Source organism: Sphingomonas yabuuchiae, from assembly GCF_014199595.1.
In the GTDB taxonomy this organism is placed as follows: domain Bacteria; phylum Pseudomonadota; class Alphaproteobacteria; order Sphingomonadales; family Sphingomonadaceae; genus Sphingomonas; species Sphingomonas yabuuchiae.
The window spans coordinates 39,678-55,182 of the sequence record NZ_JACHNX010000002.1 but is presented as its reverse complement, the minus strand read 5'-3'; the positions used below and the strand labels follow the sequence as shown (position 1 = coordinate 55,182).

The following is a 15,505-nucleotide window of genomic DNA, read 5'->3' as shown; positions in this document are numbered from 1 at the left end:
GTCAGGCCGGGCGCATCCCTCAGTCCGGTTACTTCGCGGCGCTGCTCACATCGCCCTGGCCCATGGCCGAGACCAGGACATTGCCCGAGCCGGAGAAGTTGGCGGCGGGCAGGTTGGCGACCTTGTCACCGACCTTCACCAGCACCCGCTCCACCGCGCCGCGTGCGTTGGTGCGGACCGACTGGACCGCGCCGATCGCCCGACCCTGCGCATCGTTGACGACCATGCCGGTATTGACCGGAAAGGCCCCGCCTTGCGCCGCACCGCTACCGGCCAGCGCCAGATTGCCAGCCAGCGAACCGTTGCCGCCCGTCGCCGATGCGGCGCCCGAAGCCGAGCCTGCCACGCTGGCACCCGCATTGGCGGCACGATTGGTCAGGTTGGAGACGGTGCCCCGCGCCCGGTTGCCGACCGCCCCGGCTGTGTCGCGCACCCGTCCGGCGACATTGCCGACCGTGTTCACGCCGCGCCCTGCGGCATCGCGCACCGCATCGGTGCCGACCAGCTGCGCATCCACGCCGCCGCCGACCGTGCCCGAGGCCGAGCCGTTGGCGCCGCCCGACTGGTTGCCGACCCGCGTCGCGCTGTCCAGCGTCGAACCGCCGCCGGCTTCACCCGAAGCCGTCACCCGGCCACGGCGCAGATCGACATTGCGGTCGCCACGCACCGAGCCACGCGTCCGGGTCGCCGTGTCGGTTGCGGCGCGGCCGGTCTGGCCAACCCCGCTCAGCGTACCGTTCGCCCCGCCGGTCAGGCCGCCGGTGACACCACCCAGCTGACCGCCCAGGCCACCACCACCGACCAGGCCGCCGCCGCCACCAAGCAACTGCGCCGAAACGGGCATCGCGACAAGCGCCGCAGCAAGGATCGCGGTGCCGGAAAGAAGGGTCTTCATCATCGTTCTCCTTAACTTCTGAAGAGACAACGAGAGGGCCTTCCGATTTAATCCCAAAAAAATTCGCTTTTTACTGTGCTTGCGTCCGGCAATCGGCGCAAACCATTCCACGGCCGAGGAATTTTTCCTCATTTCTCCGGCCATTTTTTTTGGCTTCGGCGTCGACATCGGCCAGTGCAGCACGGATACGGCCGGGGTCGAGCGACGGATAGGCGGCGGCCACGCGACCCGCGACCAGCGGGGCGGCAAAGGATGTGCCCCGCACCTTGAAGCGACGACCACCGACTCCGGCCGCCAGCATGTCCGCGCCCGGTGCGGCGTAATCGAGATGGCTCGCCCGCCCCGCCTCGATCAGCGGCCGTCCCCGCCCATCGACGCCGGTCACGGCAATGACGCCGAGATAGGAGGCCGGATAGGCGGGCGGCGCGGCCGGGCCATTATTGCCGACCGCCGCCACGATGATGAGGCCCCGCTTCTGTGCCGCCGCGACGACACGGGCAAGCAGCGGGTTGGCGGGGCCGACCAGGCTGATCGTCGCCACCGACACGCGCTGTTCGACCAGCCAGCCCAACGCCTTGGCGATGGCGGTGGCATTGCCGCCCGCCGGATCGCTGCCATAGACATCGGCCGAGGCGATCCGCGCACCGGGCAGCGCCCCCCGGATGCCATTGCTCCCGGCGATCAGCGAGGCGACCGCCGTGCCATGGTCGTTGGCGCGCGGAGCGCCCGTGGCGAAACCCCTGGCCATCGCCGCGCCCTCGGCACCGCCATCGATCACGCCGACCATGGTGCCGCGCCCGGTGCCGCCTTGCACCGCCGTCAGTGCGGCCGGTGCACCGGCTCCGCTCGGCAGGTGAAGCTGATCGGCGCTCACCTCTCCGCCCAGTTTCTGAAGAATGCCCAGTGCGGCCTTCAACGACTGGCCCGGCGGCACACGCAGCCGGACGAAGCCGACGCCCAGCACATCGTCGCGCTCGATCACCGTAAAGCCCAGTCGCCCGACCGTCGCCAACAACGCATCGCTGGGGGCATCGACCACCACCTCGCCCGCGCGCGCCGGAAATCCCATCGGGTCCAGCGCGATGGCGTCCGGGTGATCGCGGACCAGTTGCGCGAAGGTCGCCCGGCGGACCTGCTCCAGCTGCCGCACGGTCGCGCGCGACGCGGCGTCCACCCGGTCGATGACAGGGTCGGCGAGCGATGAAATTCCTCGCCCGACCGAGGGCAAACCGCCGGGAAGCGACGGCATTCCGGGCAGCGAGGGCACCAATTGCGCCCGCCCCGCCGTCACGCCCAGCGCCAGACCCGCCGCCGCCATCGATACTGCCAGATAGCGGGTCGTCCGCTTCATCGCCGTTCATCCATTGTCAAAATTCATGCTGACATGGATTAAACGATGAACCTCATCCGTTTCATCCCTGCAACAAGGAAATAGGTTTGGCCGCTTTCGAGACCGAGTTGTTGGCGCTGCTCCCGCGACTGCGGCGGTTCGCGCGATCGCTCACCCATGACGGGGCGGATGCGGACGATCTGTGCCAGGTCACGATCGAAAAGGCGCTGATGGCGCGGAACGCGTGGCAGGCGGGGACACGATTGGATAGTTGGATGTACCGGATCATGCGCAATGCCTGGATCGACACCGCCCGCGCCCGGTCGCGCGCGGCGGAGACCTTCGTCGCCGAAGAGGCGGGGCTGGGCGTCGGTGGTGCAGGCAATGCCGAGGCGCGGGTCGCGCTGAACGAGGTGGATGCCGCCATGCGTACCCTGCCCGACGAACAGCGCGAGGCGGTGGCGCTCGTCCTGGTGGAGGGGCTCGCCTATAAGGAAGCCGCCGAGATATTGGACATTCCCATGGGCACCCTGACCTCGCGCTTGGTGCGTGGGCGACAGGCGCTGATGGCGCGGCTGGGAGAAGCGGCATGACGATCGAACCCGAATTGCTGATGGCCTATGCCGACGACGCGCTCGATCCGCTGACCGCCAAGCGCGTGGAGCGCGCCATCGCCGCCGATCCCGCTTTGGCCGAGGACCTCGCACGCCATCGCCGCCTGAAGGCAAAACTGGGCGCGGCCTATGCCCCGATCGTGGATGATCCCGTACCAGACCGGCTAGCAGCGATGCTGACCAGCAACGTCGTGCAGATGCCCCAGCGCCAGCCCCGCCCCTCACGCGTTTCGGCTGTCTGGCGATCGGCGGCGGCGATGGCCGCTTGCCTCGTAGTCGGGGTGCTGGTGGGGCGTGGCGTACAACAGGAAGGGCCGGTCATGGCGACCGACCATGGCCTCTATGCCGCCGGGTCGCTCGCCAGGGCGCTCGACGATCAGGCGAGCGGCGTGAAGGGCCCGGTGCGCATTGCGGTCAGTTTCCGCGCGGAGGACAACGGCTTTTGCCGCGTCTTCCAGTCGGCCGAGGCGGACGGCATCGCCTGTCGCGATCCGAAGGGCTGGTCGTTGCGCCGGACCATGCCGGGCAGCACGCCCGGTACAGGCAGCGGCTATGCCCAGGCGGGATCGTCGGATGCCGAACTGATGGCGGCGGCGCAGGACATGATGGCCGACATGCCTTTGGACGCGGCGGGCGAAAAAAAGGCGATTGCGGGCCACTGGCGCACGCACTGACCGGTGATTTCGGAAAGCGATCGTTTCCACCACGTCGGTGGACCGATCGCGCATTCGCCCTATCTTGAGCACATGAAAAAGATCGGTTTCCTCTCGTTCGGCCATTGGTCGCCCTCGCCCCAGTCCGCCACGCGCTCGGCGCAGGACGTGCTGCTACAGTCGATCGACCTTGCCGTCGCCGCCGAGGAGTTGGGCGCAGACGGGGCCTATTACCGGGTCCATCACTTCGCGCAGCAGCTTGCCTCGCCCTTCCCGCTGCTCGCCGCCGTCGGAGCGCGGACCAGCCGGATCGAGATCGGGACCGGCGTGATCGACATGCGCTACGAAAACCCGTTCTATATGGTCGAGGATGCCGGATCGGCCGACCTGATCAGCGGCGGGCGCCTGCAACTCGGCATCAGCCGGGGCTCGCCCGAACAGGTGATCGATGGCTGGCGGCATTTCGGCTATGGGCCCGCACAGGGCGAGACGGATGCCGATATGGGTCGCCGCCATGCCGAAGTGTTCCTGCACCTGCTGAAGGGCCAGGGCTTCGCCAAGCCCAATCCCCGCCCGATGTTCCCCAACCCGCCGGGCCTGCTCCGATTGGAGCCCCATTCGGCGGGGCTACGCGACCGCATCTGGTGGGGCTCCGCCTCCGACGCCACAGCGGTCTGGGCCGCCCAGCAGGGCATGAACCTGCAAAGCTCGACCCTGAAGGCCGATGAAAGCGGCGAGCCCTTCCATGTCCAGCAGGCTAAGCAGATTCGCGCCTATCGCGAAGCGTGGACAGCGGCAGGGCATGACCGTGCGCCGCGCGTGTCCGTCTCACGCTCGATCTTCGCGCTGACCACCGATCAGGACCGCGCCTATTTCGGTCGCGACGACAGTCAGGATCAGGTCGGCATCATCGACAATATGCGCGCGGTCTTCGGCCGCTCCTATGCCGCCGAGCCCGAGCAGCTGATCGAACAGCTACGCGCCGATGAAGCGATTGCGGAGGCCGACACGCTGCTGCTGACCGTGCCCAACCAGCTGGGCGTCGATTACAACGCGCATGTGATCGAGAACATCCTGCGCCACATCGCACCTGCGCTCGGCTGGCGCTGACGACGGGACATGCCCCGGCCATGGTCGGGGCCGAAGCCCGTGGTGCCGATGATGTTGAAGAAATGGCGCGCCCGGAACGATTCGAACGTCCGACCCTCAGATTCGTAGTCTGATGCTCTATCCAGCTGAGCTACGGGCGCGCATGGGGTCTCTGTCGAGACCTGATTTTGATCCACTGGCGCGCCCGGAACGATTCGAACGTCCGACCCTCAGATTCGTAGTCTGATGCTCTATCCAGCTGAGCTACGGGCGCGCTGTGGAGGTGGGCTGATAGAAGCGCTTCGGAACCTTGGCAACCCCTTTGCAAAGGTTATCCACATTTTTTCTGAGGGCGGACCTTCACGGTGCTTTGCGGCATTTGGTCAGGTCCCCTGTTGCGGTTAGGAAGATCGCGATGACGCCCTATCGCCCCGCCCCGTTCGCCCGGCCCGCCGCTCGCTTGGCCCCCTGTATCCTTATCATCGGCCTGACCCTGGCCGGGTGTGCGCGGGACCATGACACGACACCTTACCCGTCGCTGGCGGTCCGGCCGGTCGAGAAACAGGGCTTTGCCGAACCCGCCGCCAAGCCGGTCGTGCTGCGGCCCGATCCGGCGCTTGATACACAGATCGCGGAGATGACCCGCCGCCTGACCGCCGTCGAACAGGAATTCACCAAGGCGCATGACCAGGCCCGCACCGATGCCGCCAAGGCGCGCGGCGCGGCGGTGGGTAGCGAGGCGTGGCTGACCGCGCAGACCGAGCTGGCGACCCTGGACGAAATCCGCGCGCGCACCTCCTCGCTGCTGACCGAGATCGACGACCGCGCGATCCAGCGGGCCGCCGCGCTGGAGCCGGATTATCCCACACTGACGAGCCTGCGCGACCAGGCGTCGGCGGCGGTCACGCGGCAGGCGGCGCAGATCAAGGCGATCAGCGACAGCCTCCCCGCCGCCTGACGTTTGGATCGAGATTACATAGGGTCGACTCAGGTCGAGCCCCTCCCCTTCAGGGGAGGGGTTGGGGTGGGGCATCACCGCAGGCGCGGCGTTTGTGGAAGCGCCCCACCCCCGGCCCCTTCCCTGAAGGGGAGGGGTGGATCAATTTGACGTCATCCTGCTCTAGAACTCGCGGATAAAGGGCAGGACGCTGGAATAATCGTCGGTCCAGGCGGCGAGACCCGGCGGCGCCACCGCCGGGGTCCAGTCTCCCCCTCGCGCCTCCAGCGTCTTTAGCACGCGCGCGTCCCGCGACAGCGCCAGCCAGACCGAGGCGGTGGCCTGCGCCTCGCGATCCAGATCGGTCGGCACATAGCTCATCCGAGAAATCGCCCAGCCCCCTTCCCGCGCGGCGGCGGCGACCAGCGGCTCCAGATCGACGAAGCGGTTCGAGATATGGACGAGCAGCAGCCCGCGCGGGGACAGGACGCGGGCATAGGTCCCGAACGCCTCACGCGTCAGCAGATGCGCCGGAACCGCGTCCGACGAAAAGGCATCGAGCGCCAGCAGGTCCAGGCTGTCCGGTGCCTCGGCGGCCAGGCGGATGCGCGCGTCGCCGATGCGGATGACGGGATCGGGCTGGCACCGGCGCAAATAGCTGAACTGGCCGGTATCGCGCGCGATGCGGACGATGACCGGATCGATCTCGTAGAAGCGCCAGCGCTGGCCCGGCTGCGCATAACAGGCGAGCGTCCCCGTCCCCAATCCGACCACGCCGATCCGCGCCGCCGGTCCGTACAGCATCGGTGCGGCGCGCATCGCCCGGCCGACGCCCGAATAGGGGGCGTAATAGGTGGTCGGCGTCCGCTCGCGCGCCGCCGAACCGCGAAGCTGGATGCCGTGGACCGTCGAGCCATGGTCCAGCTCGCGATAGCCTGCTCCGTCGCGCACGGTATAGACGCCGAAATAGCTGCGCATCCGCGCATCGCGCTCCATCGACAGCGACAATGCGCGATAGCCGCCGAACAGCACGAGCGCTCCTCCGAGCAGCAGCACGAAGCCGGTGCGTGCGCCGATGGTCAGGAACCCCAGCGCGGCGATGACCAAGAACACCGTTCCTTGCCGCTCCTCGCCGAACCACGCCGCGGGGCCGACGAGTCGCAGCTCAAGAACCAGACCGATCACCACCGCCAGCGCGACCAGCATCGCGCGGGGATGTCGCCACCACAGGTCGCGGATTACCGGCAGGATGAACTGCTGTGGGATCAGCATCCCCGCCGCCAGGATCAGCAGCGGATACTCGTACGTCCAGTCGAACAGCACCGGCGCCAGGATGCCCGCGAACACCCCGCCCAGCGCGCCGCCGACGGCCATCCACAGATAGAAGCCGGTCAGCCGGTCGACCGCAGGCCGCGCGCGGTACATGGCGGTGTGCAGCGCGACCGACACCATGAACAGCAGCAGCAGCGCGACGACGACATTGGAATAGGGCCGCTCCGGATAGCCGCCCATGATCACCCCGCCGAACAGCAGCAGCGTCACCGGCGCGATCCGAGTCAGCGTGTCCGCCGCGCCCCGCCGGGTGGCGAAGGCGATGATGAAGCTCGCCAGATACAGCCCCAGCGGCAACACCCAGAGCAGCGGCATCGCCACGATATCGGTGGTGATATAGGTCGAGGTCGCCAGCACCAGCCCCGAGGGCACCGCCGCCAAGGCGACCCAGTACCCGATCCGCCGCCATCCCGGCACGGCCGAGGTCGGTGCGGGGTCGGCCGCCGGGTCGCGCGACGCCGGGAGCCGCGTCGCGCATGCCACGACCAGCAGCGCGAGCAGGCCGTAGCCCAGGCTCCACAACAGGCTCTGGCCATGAAGCGTCATCGCCGGTTCGACCAGCAGCGGATAGGCGATCAGCCCGGCAAAGCTGCCCAGGTTTGACGCCGCATAGAGCGCGTACGGATTACGCCCCGGCTGGGCGAGCGCGAACCAGCGCTGGATCAGCGGGGCCTGCGCCGACACCGCGAAGAAGAGCGGCCCGATGGACAGGCCGAGCAGCCATGGCACCCACAGCGCCGGTTCGGCATCGGGGGGCAGGTCCACCGTCATCAACCCGATCGGCAACCAAAGGGCCGCCGCCGCCAGTACCAGGATATGCACCCCCGCCTGCACCTTCGGCCGCCACCGCCCCAGCGCATGGGCATAGGCATAGCCGCCCAGCAGCAGCGCCTGATAGACGAACATCGCCGAGTTCCAGACGGCGGGAGCGCCACCCAGCCGGGGCAGCGCCATGCGCGCGACCAGCGGCTGGACCAGGAACAGCAGGAACGATCCGGTCAGGATCGTCGCCACGAACAGCGCGCGCGCCGCCAGGTCCGGGATACGGCGTGTCACGGGGAAAAGGTTCAGGCGTTCAGCAGTCGGGCGGCATGGGCGGCGTGATAGGTCAACACGCCCGAGCATCCGGCACGCTTGAATGCCATCAGCGTCTCCAGCACCATCGCGTCGCGGTCCGCCGCGCCCGCCGCGACCGCCGTCTCGATCATCGCATATTCGCCCGACACCTGATAGGCGAAGGTCGGCACGCGGAACTCGTCCTTCACCCGGCGGATGATGTCCAGATAGGGCAGGCCCGGTTTCACCATCACGCTGTCCGCGCCCTCGGCGAGGTCGAGCGCGACTTCGCGCAGCGCCTCCTCGGCATTGGCGTGATCCATCTGATAGGTGCGCTTATCGCCCTTCAGCAGACCGCGCGTGTTCACCGCATCGCGGAACGGCCCGTAAAAGGCGCTGGCATATTTGGCGGCATAGGCCATGATCTGGACGTTGACGAAGCCCTCACGCTCCAGCGCGGCGCGGATCATGCCGATGCGACCGTCCATCATGTCCGACGGCGCGATCACGTCCGACCCGGCACGCGCCTGGGTCAGCGCCTGCTCGACCAGCGCATCGGCGGTGTCATCGTTGACGACATAACCCGCCGCATCGACCAGCCCGTCATGGCCATGCGTCGTATAGGGGTCGAGCGCCACATCGGTCAGCACGCCGATATCAGGCACCGCATCCTTGATCGCGCGGATCGCCCGGCACATCAGATTGTCGGGGTTCATCGCCTCGCGCCCGTCATCGGTGCGCAAGTGCGCGGGCGTATTGGGGAACAGCGCCAGACAGGGAATGCCCAGATCGGCGGCTTCCCTGGCCCGCGCGACGATGCCGTCCAGCGACCAGCGCGACACGCCGGGCAGGCTGGCGATCGGTTCCTCCACGCCCTGCCCCTCGGTCACGAACAACGGCCAGATCAGATCGGCCGGGGTCAGCACCGTTTCCGCGTGGAGTCGACGGCTCCACTGCGAGGCGCGAGTACGACGAAGGCGAAGCGCGGGATAAGATGCGGTCATCAAAAGGGCTTTTGCGGGATCGGACCGCGCTTGCCAAGCGTTGCGTGCAAAGCGTTCCGGGGGCGAAAGGAATATAGGCGTGCGAGAAATTCGATCGGCAGCGATGGTGGTGAATGCCAAGTCGCGTCGCGGCCAGGCCTTGTTTCAGCGGGCGTGTGCGGCGATGTCGGACCTTCCCTACAAGGTCGACGCCCGCGCGGTGGAAGACCCCAAGGATCTGGAGCCGACCGTCCGCGAGTTGCTCGCGGCCAAGCCCGACCTGCTGATCCTGGGCGGCGGCGACGGGACGATCAGCGGGCTCGTCGACCTGATGGTCGGGCATGACGTGATGCTGGGCGTCCTGCCGCTCGGCACCGCGAACAGCTTCGCCCGCTCGCTCGGCATTCCCTTGACCATCGAGGGCGCTGTCGACGTAATCCGCACCGGCCGCCCGCGCCGCATCGATCTGGGCATGATCGACAATGACTATTACGCCAATTGCGCGGCGATGGGGATCAGCCCCAAGATCGCCGAGACGGTCCCGCACGGCCTGAAGCGCGTGGGCGGACGGCTGGGCTATCTGGCCTGGGCGGCCTATCAGTTCCTGCGCTTCCGCCCCTTCACCCTGATCGTCGAGCAGAATGGCAAGCGCGAGCGACTGCGCGTCGTCGAGGTGCGCATCTCCAACGGCCCCTATCATGGCGGCACCGAGTTGGTGGATGCCGCCGCCGTCGACTCGGGCGAGATCGTCGTCCAGGCCGTATGTGGTCATGTGAAACGCCGCCTGATCGTCAACTGGGCGGCCAGCATCCTGCGCAGCGACTATCGCAAGGAGAAGGTCCGCGATTTCCGGGGGCGCGAGATCAAGCTCACCACCATCCCGCCGCTGCCCATTTCGATCGACGGTGAGGTGCTGGCGCGCATGCCGGTGACGGCCCGGATCGCACCGGGTATCATCGAGGTCATCGCGCCGGTCTGAACGACCCTCACCCTTCCCACCCGCTTTCAGCGGGCGGGCCCCTTCCCTCTCCCATCGGGAGAGGGAGGGAGGCGCAAAGCGCCGGAAGGGTGAGGGTATTTGCCTACATACAGGGGCACCCTACCCCACCGGCATCGCCTTGTTCGTCGGCTGCCCCTCGGCCAGCGCCTGTTCCTCGCATTCCTCCTTGCCCGCCGCCGAGGCCATCCGCCCCCTGCGCCAGCCGCCATGCCGGTAATAACCGATGGTCATCAGCATCGAGGCGAGCGAGCCCGCCGGAAAGCTCCACCAGATCGCGTCCGCGCCCAGGCTCGGCTCCAGCAGGTTGGCGAGGCCGAAGCGCACCGGGAACATCGCGATCGCCAGGATGACGAGCGGCCCGACCACCGCGCCATTGGCGCGCACCGTTGCGGCCAGCACCATCGACACACCGAACAGCATGAAGCTCCACCCGCCGATCAGGTTGATCTTAGCCGCAATGCCGATCGCGCCCTCCTCGTTCCCCAGGAACAGCCACAGCACATGCCGGTCGAGCAGCGTGACCGCCAGGACCAGCACGCCGGTCAGCAACAGGTTCATGCGCAGGCCCGCACGGGTGATCCGGTCGACCCGGTCCCACTGCCCCGCGCCGATATTCTGCGCCGCCATCGCGCTGACCGCCGCGCCTACCGCCATGGCGGGCATCTGGATATAGGTCCAAAGCTGGTTCGCCGCGCCGTAAGCCGCCGTTGTCGAGGTGCCGTGGCGGTTGACCAGCCCCATCATCGCCAGCGCCGAGGTGGAGACGACCAGCATCTGGAGCCCCATCGGGAACCCCTTGACCACGATGGTCTTCAACAACTCGGCGGTTGGAAGCAAATAGCGCCACTCGGCGCCGCGCAGCCGGATGACCAGATCCTTGGCATAGAGATAGGTGACGAGCGCCAGCAGCGATCCGGTATTGGCGATCAGCGTGGCGATCGCCGATCCCTCGATCCCCAACGCCGGGATCGGCCCCAGTCCCAGGATGAAGACCGGGTTGAGCACCACGTCGAGGACCGAGCCGAGCGCCATGAACTTCAGCGGCGTGATCGAATCGCCGACCCCGCGCAGCGCCATGGTCAGCAGCACCGAGATGAAGCCCGGCGGCATCGCGACGAAGATCACCCGCAGATAGGCGAGCGCGAGCGGAAACACCTCGGCCGGGGTCGCCAGCGCGCGCAGGATGGCGGGCGCGGCCAGCCACCCCACTCCCACGGTCGCGGTCGAGATCACCGCGAACAGCCCCAACGCCGATCCCAGCACCCGGCGCATCGCGTCCACGTCGCGCCGTCCCATCGCCTGGCCGATCAGAATGGTCGCGGCCATGCCGAAGCCGAAGGTCGCCGCGACCAGCAGGAACATGATGATATTGGCGTTGGTCGTCGCCGCCAGCGCCCGCTCTCCCAGAAACTGGCCGATCCAGATCGCGTTGATCGACCCGTTCAGCGATTGCAGCACGCTCGACCCCAGGGTCGGCAGCGCGAACAGCAACAAAGTCTTGCCGATCGGCCCGGCGGTCAGGTCGCGGCGTCCGCTTGGGGGTTTCACGGTTTCTTGTCTCCGGCGATCCATTCGTCTTCGATAAAACGCGCCATCGCGGCATATTGGAACATCGGTGATCGATTTCCCTGCCCCGCATAAAGGCCTCGCAGATGACCCCAGTCGCACGCCGGCAGGAGGCCTACAGCCTTGACGGCACTGGGCGACACGGCCCGGCCCCGCCGGATCATTTGCGTGCGGTTTCCTCGCGGATGGCACGCGTCATTTCCGACACCTGCTGCCCCCCTCGCGCATGGGGGCGACTGTCATAGAGTCCGTTCAGCAACCCCCGGTCGAATGCCGTCAGTTCCGCAGGAGCGGCCGCATCGGTGTCGAACAGGGTCAGGATCGTCGCCGACGTCATCCCCTCGACCGGCCTGGTCGCAGCCATGGTCCGCATCACGGCATAATCGGCAATCTGGCCCAGCGTCTTGTTCAGCAGAGCCTGACGCTTGATGACCACGACCGAGGCGGCGATGTCCTGACGGATCGGGCTCAACAGGCGCGACGCCGCCCCGACCTTCATCTCGGGCCAGTTTGCCGTGGGGCTGTCCTGTTGCAAAACGAGATCGCCGTCGCGCGACACCCGCATGGCGGCGTTCCAGGCATAGACGGGTCCCGCCCCCTTCACGATGCGACTGACCGCCGGGCGGGACAGGTCCCCGAATATCTGGGGAGAACGCTCGCGCAACGCCATTAGCTGTTGCTGCGGATCGTCGGCGAAAAGGACCAGGATATTGGGTGTGCAGCCATCGGGGGCCATCTTCATGCCCAGCGACTCGACCGTCGCCATCATGCGGCGAAGAATCTCCTCGCTGGCCGAGACCGGCAGCCCGGCGGTGCCGATGCACACGGGCGCACGGAACCGCATGAGCGGCATGGCCGATGTCGGTCGCCCCGTGACGCCGATGACCTGATCGCGCACTTCGCGCTCGGTGGCCTGGGGCCGGGCGGTCACGACGACCGCTTCGCCGGTCGTGCCGGGCGGCGTGGAGGTCTGCGGCGATGCCGATTGCGCCAGGAGCGGTGATGGCAAGAGAAGAAGCATGGCCCCCGTCAAGAAGGCCGTCGTCATTCCCCTGCGCATCGCCACTCTCCCCTGGCTGGTGAAATTACCCCGCGATCGCGTCCCGGACCGCCTGGAGCGCCTCGGCGCCCTTGGTGCCGTCGGGACCGCCGCCCTGGGCCATGTCGGGACGGCCGCCGCCGCCCTGCCCGCCCAGCGCCGCCACCGCCTTGCGCAGCAGCTCGACGGCATTGTGCTTGCCCGTCAGATCGTCGGTCACGCCGACCGCGACCGAGGCGCGACCGTCATTGACCGCGACCATCACCGCGACACCCGATCCGCCCAGACGCTGCTTGGCATCGTCCACCGCGCCCCGCAGACCCTTCGCCTCGAAGCCGTCGAGCACCTGGCCGATGAACGCCACGTCGCCGATCCGCTCCGGCCCGGCCGCCGCACCACCGGCCCCGCCGCCCATGGCGAGCGCCTTCTTCGCCTCGGCCAGTTCGCGCTCCAGACGGCGACGATCCTCGACCAGGGCGGCGATGCGGGCGGGCACTTCGTCGGGGGTGGTCTTCAAGGTCGCGGCGGCGGCCTTCAGCATGTCGTCGCGGTGCGACAAATAGGCGCGCGCGCCCTCGCCGGTCAGCGCCTCGACACGGCGCACGCCGCTCGACACCGCGCCTTCCGACACGATCTTGAACACGCCGATCTCGCCCAGCGCGTTGACGTGAGTGCCACCGCAAAGTTCTAGGGAGTAGGTGCCGTCGGCATCCTCACCCATCGACACGACGCGCACCTCGTCGCCATATTTCTCACCGAACAGCGCCATCGCGCCCATTTCGATCGCCTCGTCCGGCGTCATCAGACGGGTGACGACGGGGCCGTTGCCGCGCACCTGCTCGTTCACCTTCGCCTCGACCTCGGCAATGTCGTCGGCGGTCATGCCGACCGGCTGCGAGAAGTCGAAGCGCAGGCGCTCCGGCGCGACCAGCGAACCCTTTTGCGCGACATGGGTGCCCAGTCGCTGGCGCAGCGCCTCGTGCAGCAGGTGCGTCGCCGAGTGGTTGGCGCGGATCGCGGCGCGGCGATGGGTGTCGATGGCCAGCTTCACGCTGTCGCCCACCTTAATGCCGCCTTCCTGGATTTCGGCATTGTGCACGAACACGCGGCCGAGCTGCTTGGAGGTGTCGGTGACGACCGCCTTCAAACCCGTATCGCTGGAGATGGTGCCGCTGTCGCCGACCTGGCCGCCGCTCTCGCCATAGAAAGGCGTCTGGTTGACGATGACCGACACCGTATCGCCAGCGGCGGCGCTATCGACCCGCGCGCCGTCCTTGACCAGCGCGAGCACTTCGCCCTCGCCGGTGTCGGAAGCATAGCCCAGGAATTCGGTTGAGCCAGTTTCCTCGGCGATGTCGAACCAGACATCATCCGACGCCTTCGCACCCGAGCCTTTCCACGCGGCGCGCGCGGCGCGCTTCTGCTCGGCCATGGCGGCATCGAAGCCCGCGCGGTCGACCGACAGGTTCTGCGCGCGCAGCGCGTCCTCGGTCAGATCATAGGGGAAGCCGAACGTGTCATAAAGCTTGAACGCCGTCTCTCCCGCCAGCGTCTCGCCGGGCGCCATGCCCGCCGTCGCTTCGTCAAGCAGCTTGAGGCCCTTGTCGAGCGTCTGGCGGAAGCGGGTCTCCTCCTGCTTCAAAGTAGCTTCGATCAGCGGCTGCGCGCGGACCAGCTCGGGATAGGCCGCACCCATCTCGGCGACCAGCGCAGGGACCAGCCGGTGCATCAACGGCTCCTTGGCGCCCAGCAGATGCGCGTGGCGCATCGCGCGGCGCATGATGCGGCGAAGCACATAGCCACGCCCCTCATTGGCGGGCAGCACGCCGTCCGCGACCAGGAAACCGGCCGAGCGCAGATGGTCGGCGATCACGCGGTGCGACGCCTTCTGCCCGTCCTCCGCCTTGGTGTGGGTCAACTCGCACGAGGCTGCGATCAGCGCCTTGAAAGTGTCGGTGTCGTAATTGTCGTGCACGCCCTGGAGCACGGCGGCGATCCGCTCCAGCCCCATGCCGGTGTCAATCGACTTTTTGGGCAATTCGCCGACGATTTCATTGGCTTCCTGCTCGAACTGCATGAAGACCAGGTTCCAGATTTCGACGAATCGGTCGCCATCCTCCTCCGGGCTGCCGGGAGGGCCGCCATAGATATGGTCGCCATGGTCGTAGAAGATTTCGGAGCACGGACCGCACGGCCCGTTCTCGCCCATCGCCCAGAAATTGTCCTTGGTCGGGATGCGGATGATCTTGTGATCGGGCAGCCCCGCGACCTTCTTCCACAGGTCGAACGCCTCGTCATCGGTGTGATAGACGGTGGCGGTCAGCTTTTCCGGGTTGATGCCCCAGACCTTGGTCAGCAGGGTCCAGGCATGGGTGATGGCCTGTTCCTTGAAATAGTCGCCGAACGAGAAATTCCCCAGCATTTCAAAGAAGGTATGGTGGCGCGCGGTATAGCCGACATTGTCGAGATCGTTATGCTTGCCGCCCGCGCGCACGCATTTCTGCGAGCTGGTCGCGGTCGAATAGGGCCGCGACTCCAGGCCGGTGAACACGTTCTTGAACGGCACCATGCCCGCATTCACGAACATCAGCGTCGGGTCGTTCTGCGGCACGAGCGGCGCGGAGGGCACGATCTGGTGCCCTTCGCTTCCGAAATAGTCGAGAAAGCCGCGGCGGATGTCGTTGGTCGAGGTCATAAGCGCGGGCTTAGGCGAGGTTTCGCGCGCGCTCAAGCGCCCGCGCGTTCGGCTCGTTCCGTCGCATCGTCGCGTGCAGCGGGACGACGCCACCAGAGATACCGGATCAGGACGAAGCCCAGGCCATCGCCAACCAACCGGCCGATGGGATGCCCGGCCATATCGGCCGCATGCTCGAACCGCCCCAGCGTCAAGCCCAGGGCGAACAGAATGGCGGGCAAGCGCGGCTCGGTCACACCGAAAACGCGGCCGATGAGCCAATAGGCCAGCGTACAGATGATGACGGCATTCAACAGGCCGTTGGCAAAGCCCACCA

Annotated in this window: 13 protein-coding genes and 2 tRNA genes; 5 read left to right on the top strand and 10 right to left on the bottom strand. The window is 67.4% G+C overall.

The window, feature by feature from the left end:
• Positions 1-28 precede the first annotated feature (28 nt).
• Both GGQ89_RS03475 and GGQ89_RS03470 read right to left on the bottom strand, forming a co-directional pair.
• Positions 29-895: a hypothetical protein gene (locus GGQ89_RS03475; RefSeq protein WP_184104133.1), complete on the bottom strand. Its 867-nt coding sequence runs from the start codon at positions 893-895 to the stop codon at positions 29-31.
• 70 nt (positions 896-965) lie between these two features.
• Positions 966-2,246 carry a S8 family serine peptidase gene (locus tag GGQ89_RS03470; protein WP_240456480.1) on the bottom strand — a complete coding sequence of 427 codons (1,281 nt, stop codon included), beginning with the start codon at positions 2,244-2,246 and terminating at the stop codon, positions 966-968.
• Between the two features lie 80 nt (positions 2,247-2,326).
• Between GGQ89_RS03470 and GGQ89_RS03465 the strand changes: the two genes are divergently transcribed.
• From GGQ89_RS03465 to GGQ89_RS03455, 3 genes are all read left to right on the top strand, one after another.
• Positions 2,327-2,818: an RNA polymerase sigma factor gene (locus GGQ89_RS03465; protein ID WP_380773310.1), complete on the top strand. Its 492-nt coding sequence runs from the start codon at positions 2,327-2,329 to the stop codon at positions 2,816-2,818.
• On the top strand, positions 2,815-3,513 hold the full coding sequence (locus tag GGQ89_RS03460) for an anti-sigma factor family protein (RefSeq protein ID WP_184104131.1): 699 nt from the start codon (positions 2,815-2,817) through the stop codon (positions 3,511-3,513). Before GGQ89_RS03465 ends, GGQ89_RS03460 begins: the two co-directional genes overlap by 4 nt.
• A 72-nt stretch (positions 3,514-3,585) precedes the next feature.
• The gene (locus GGQ89_RS03455) at positions 3,586-4,602 is read left to right on the top strand and encodes an LLM class flavin-dependent oxidoreductase (protein WP_184104129.1); all 1,017 of its coding nucleotides are present in this window, start codon (positions 3,586-3,588) and stop codon (positions 4,600-4,602) included.
• Positions 4,603-4,665: 63 nt separating this feature from the next.
• Here the strand turns inward: GGQ89_RS03455 and GGQ89_RS03450 are convergent.
• Both GGQ89_RS03450 and GGQ89_RS03445 read right to left on the bottom strand, forming a co-directional pair.
• Positions 4,666-4,742, bottom strand: a tRNA-Arg gene (locus GGQ89_RS03450).
• Positions 4,743-4,778: 36 nt separating this feature from the next.
• Positions 4,779-4,855, bottom strand: a tRNA-Arg gene (locus GGQ89_RS03445).
• A 141-nt stretch (positions 4,856-4,996) separates the two neighbouring features.
• Between GGQ89_RS03445 and GGQ89_RS03440 the strand changes: the two genes are divergently transcribed.
• Complete coding sequence (locus tag GGQ89_RS03440; protein WP_240456479.1) at positions 4,997-5,539, top strand: hypothetical protein; 543 nt, start codon at positions 4,997-4,999, stop codon at positions 5,537-5,539.
• A gap of 162 nt (positions 5,540-5,701) precedes the next feature.
• Here the strand turns inward: GGQ89_RS03440 and GGQ89_RS03435 are convergent, their stop codons facing one another.
• A complete protein-coding gene (locus tag GGQ89_RS03435; RefSeq protein ID WP_338112325.1) occupies positions 5,702-7,906 on the bottom strand; it encodes a spermidine synthase in 2,205 nt (734 codons plus the stop codon).
• An 11-nt stretch (positions 7,907-7,917) separates the two neighbouring features.
• Positions 7,918-8,910, bottom strand: coding sequence for a porphobilinogen synthase (hemB, locus tag GGQ89_RS03430; protein ID WP_184104125.1), 993 nt, complete (start codon positions 8,908-8,910; stop codon positions 7,918-7,920).
• 103 nt (positions 8,911-9,013) lie between these two features.
• On the opposite strand from hemB, the gene GGQ89_RS03425 reads away from it, so the two are divergent.
• A complete protein-coding gene (locus tag GGQ89_RS03425; protein ID WP_184104682.1) occupies positions 9,014-9,868 on the top strand; it encodes a diacylglycerol/lipid kinase family protein in 855 nt (284 codons plus the stop codon).
• Between the two features lie 120 nt (positions 9,869-9,988).
• On the opposite strand, the gene GGQ89_RS03420 is transcribed toward GGQ89_RS03425, so the two are convergent.
• From GGQ89_RS03420 to GGQ89_RS03400, 4 genes are all read right to left on the bottom strand, one after another.
• Complete coding sequence (locus GGQ89_RS03420; protein ID WP_338112324.1) at positions 9,989-11,437, bottom strand: MATE family efflux transporter; 1,449 nt, start codon at positions 11,435-11,437, stop codon at positions 9,989-9,991.
• Positions 11,438-11,615: 178 nt separating this feature from the next.
• Positions 11,616-12,464, bottom strand: coding sequence for a hypothetical protein (locus tag GGQ89_RS03410; RefSeq protein WP_184104121.1), 849 nt, complete (start codon positions 12,462-12,464; stop codon positions 11,616-11,618).
• A gap of 76 nt (positions 12,465-12,540) precedes the next feature.
• A complete protein-coding gene (gene alaS / locus GGQ89_RS03405) occupies positions 12,541-15,189 on the bottom strand; it encodes an alanine--tRNA ligase (RefSeq protein ID WP_184104119.1) in 2,649 nt (882 codons plus the stop codon).
• 32 nt (positions 15,190-15,221) lie between these two features.
• Positions 15,222-15,503 (bottom strand): hypothetical protein, encoded by a 282-nt coding sequence (locus tag GGQ89_RS03400; protein ID WP_184104117.1) that lies wholly within the window; start codon positions 15,501-15,503, stop codon positions 15,222-15,224.
• Positions 15,504-15,505: the final 2 nt, after the last annotated feature.

Bases quoted from the DNA above. Each gene is read 5' to 3' on its own strand.
- GGQ89_RS03475 (WP_184104133.1), bottom strand. From the start codon at position 895: ATGAAGACCCTTCTTTCCGGCACCGCGATCCTTGCTGCGGCGCTTGTC.
- GGQ89_RS03470 (WP_240456480.1), bottom strand. From the start codon at position 2,246: ATGAAGCGGACGACCCGCTATCTGGCAGTATCGATGGCGGCGGCGGGT.
- GGQ89_RS03460 (WP_184104131.1), top strand. From the start codon at position 2,815: ATGACGATCGAACCCGAATTGCTGATGGCCTATGCCGACGACGCGCTC.
- GGQ89_RS03455 (WP_184104129.1), top strand. From the start codon at position 3,586: ATGAAAAAGATCGGTTTCCTCTCGTTCGGCCATTGGTCGCCCTCGCCC.
- GGQ89_RS03440 (WP_240456479.1), top strand. From the start codon at position 4,997: ATGACGCCCTATCGCCCCGCCCCGTTCGCCCGGCCCGCCGCTCGCTTG.
- hemB (WP_184104125.1), bottom strand. From the start codon at position 8,910: ATGACCGCATCTTATCCCGCGCTTCGCCTTCGTCGTACTCGCGCCTCG.
- GGQ89_RS03425 (WP_184104682.1), top strand. From the start codon at position 9,014: ATGGTGGTGAATGCCAAGTCGCGTCGCGGCCAGGCCTTGTTTCAGCGG.
- alaS (WP_184104119.1), bottom strand. From the start codon at position 15,189: ATGACCTCGACCAACGACATCCGCCGCGGCTTTCTCGACTATTTCGGA.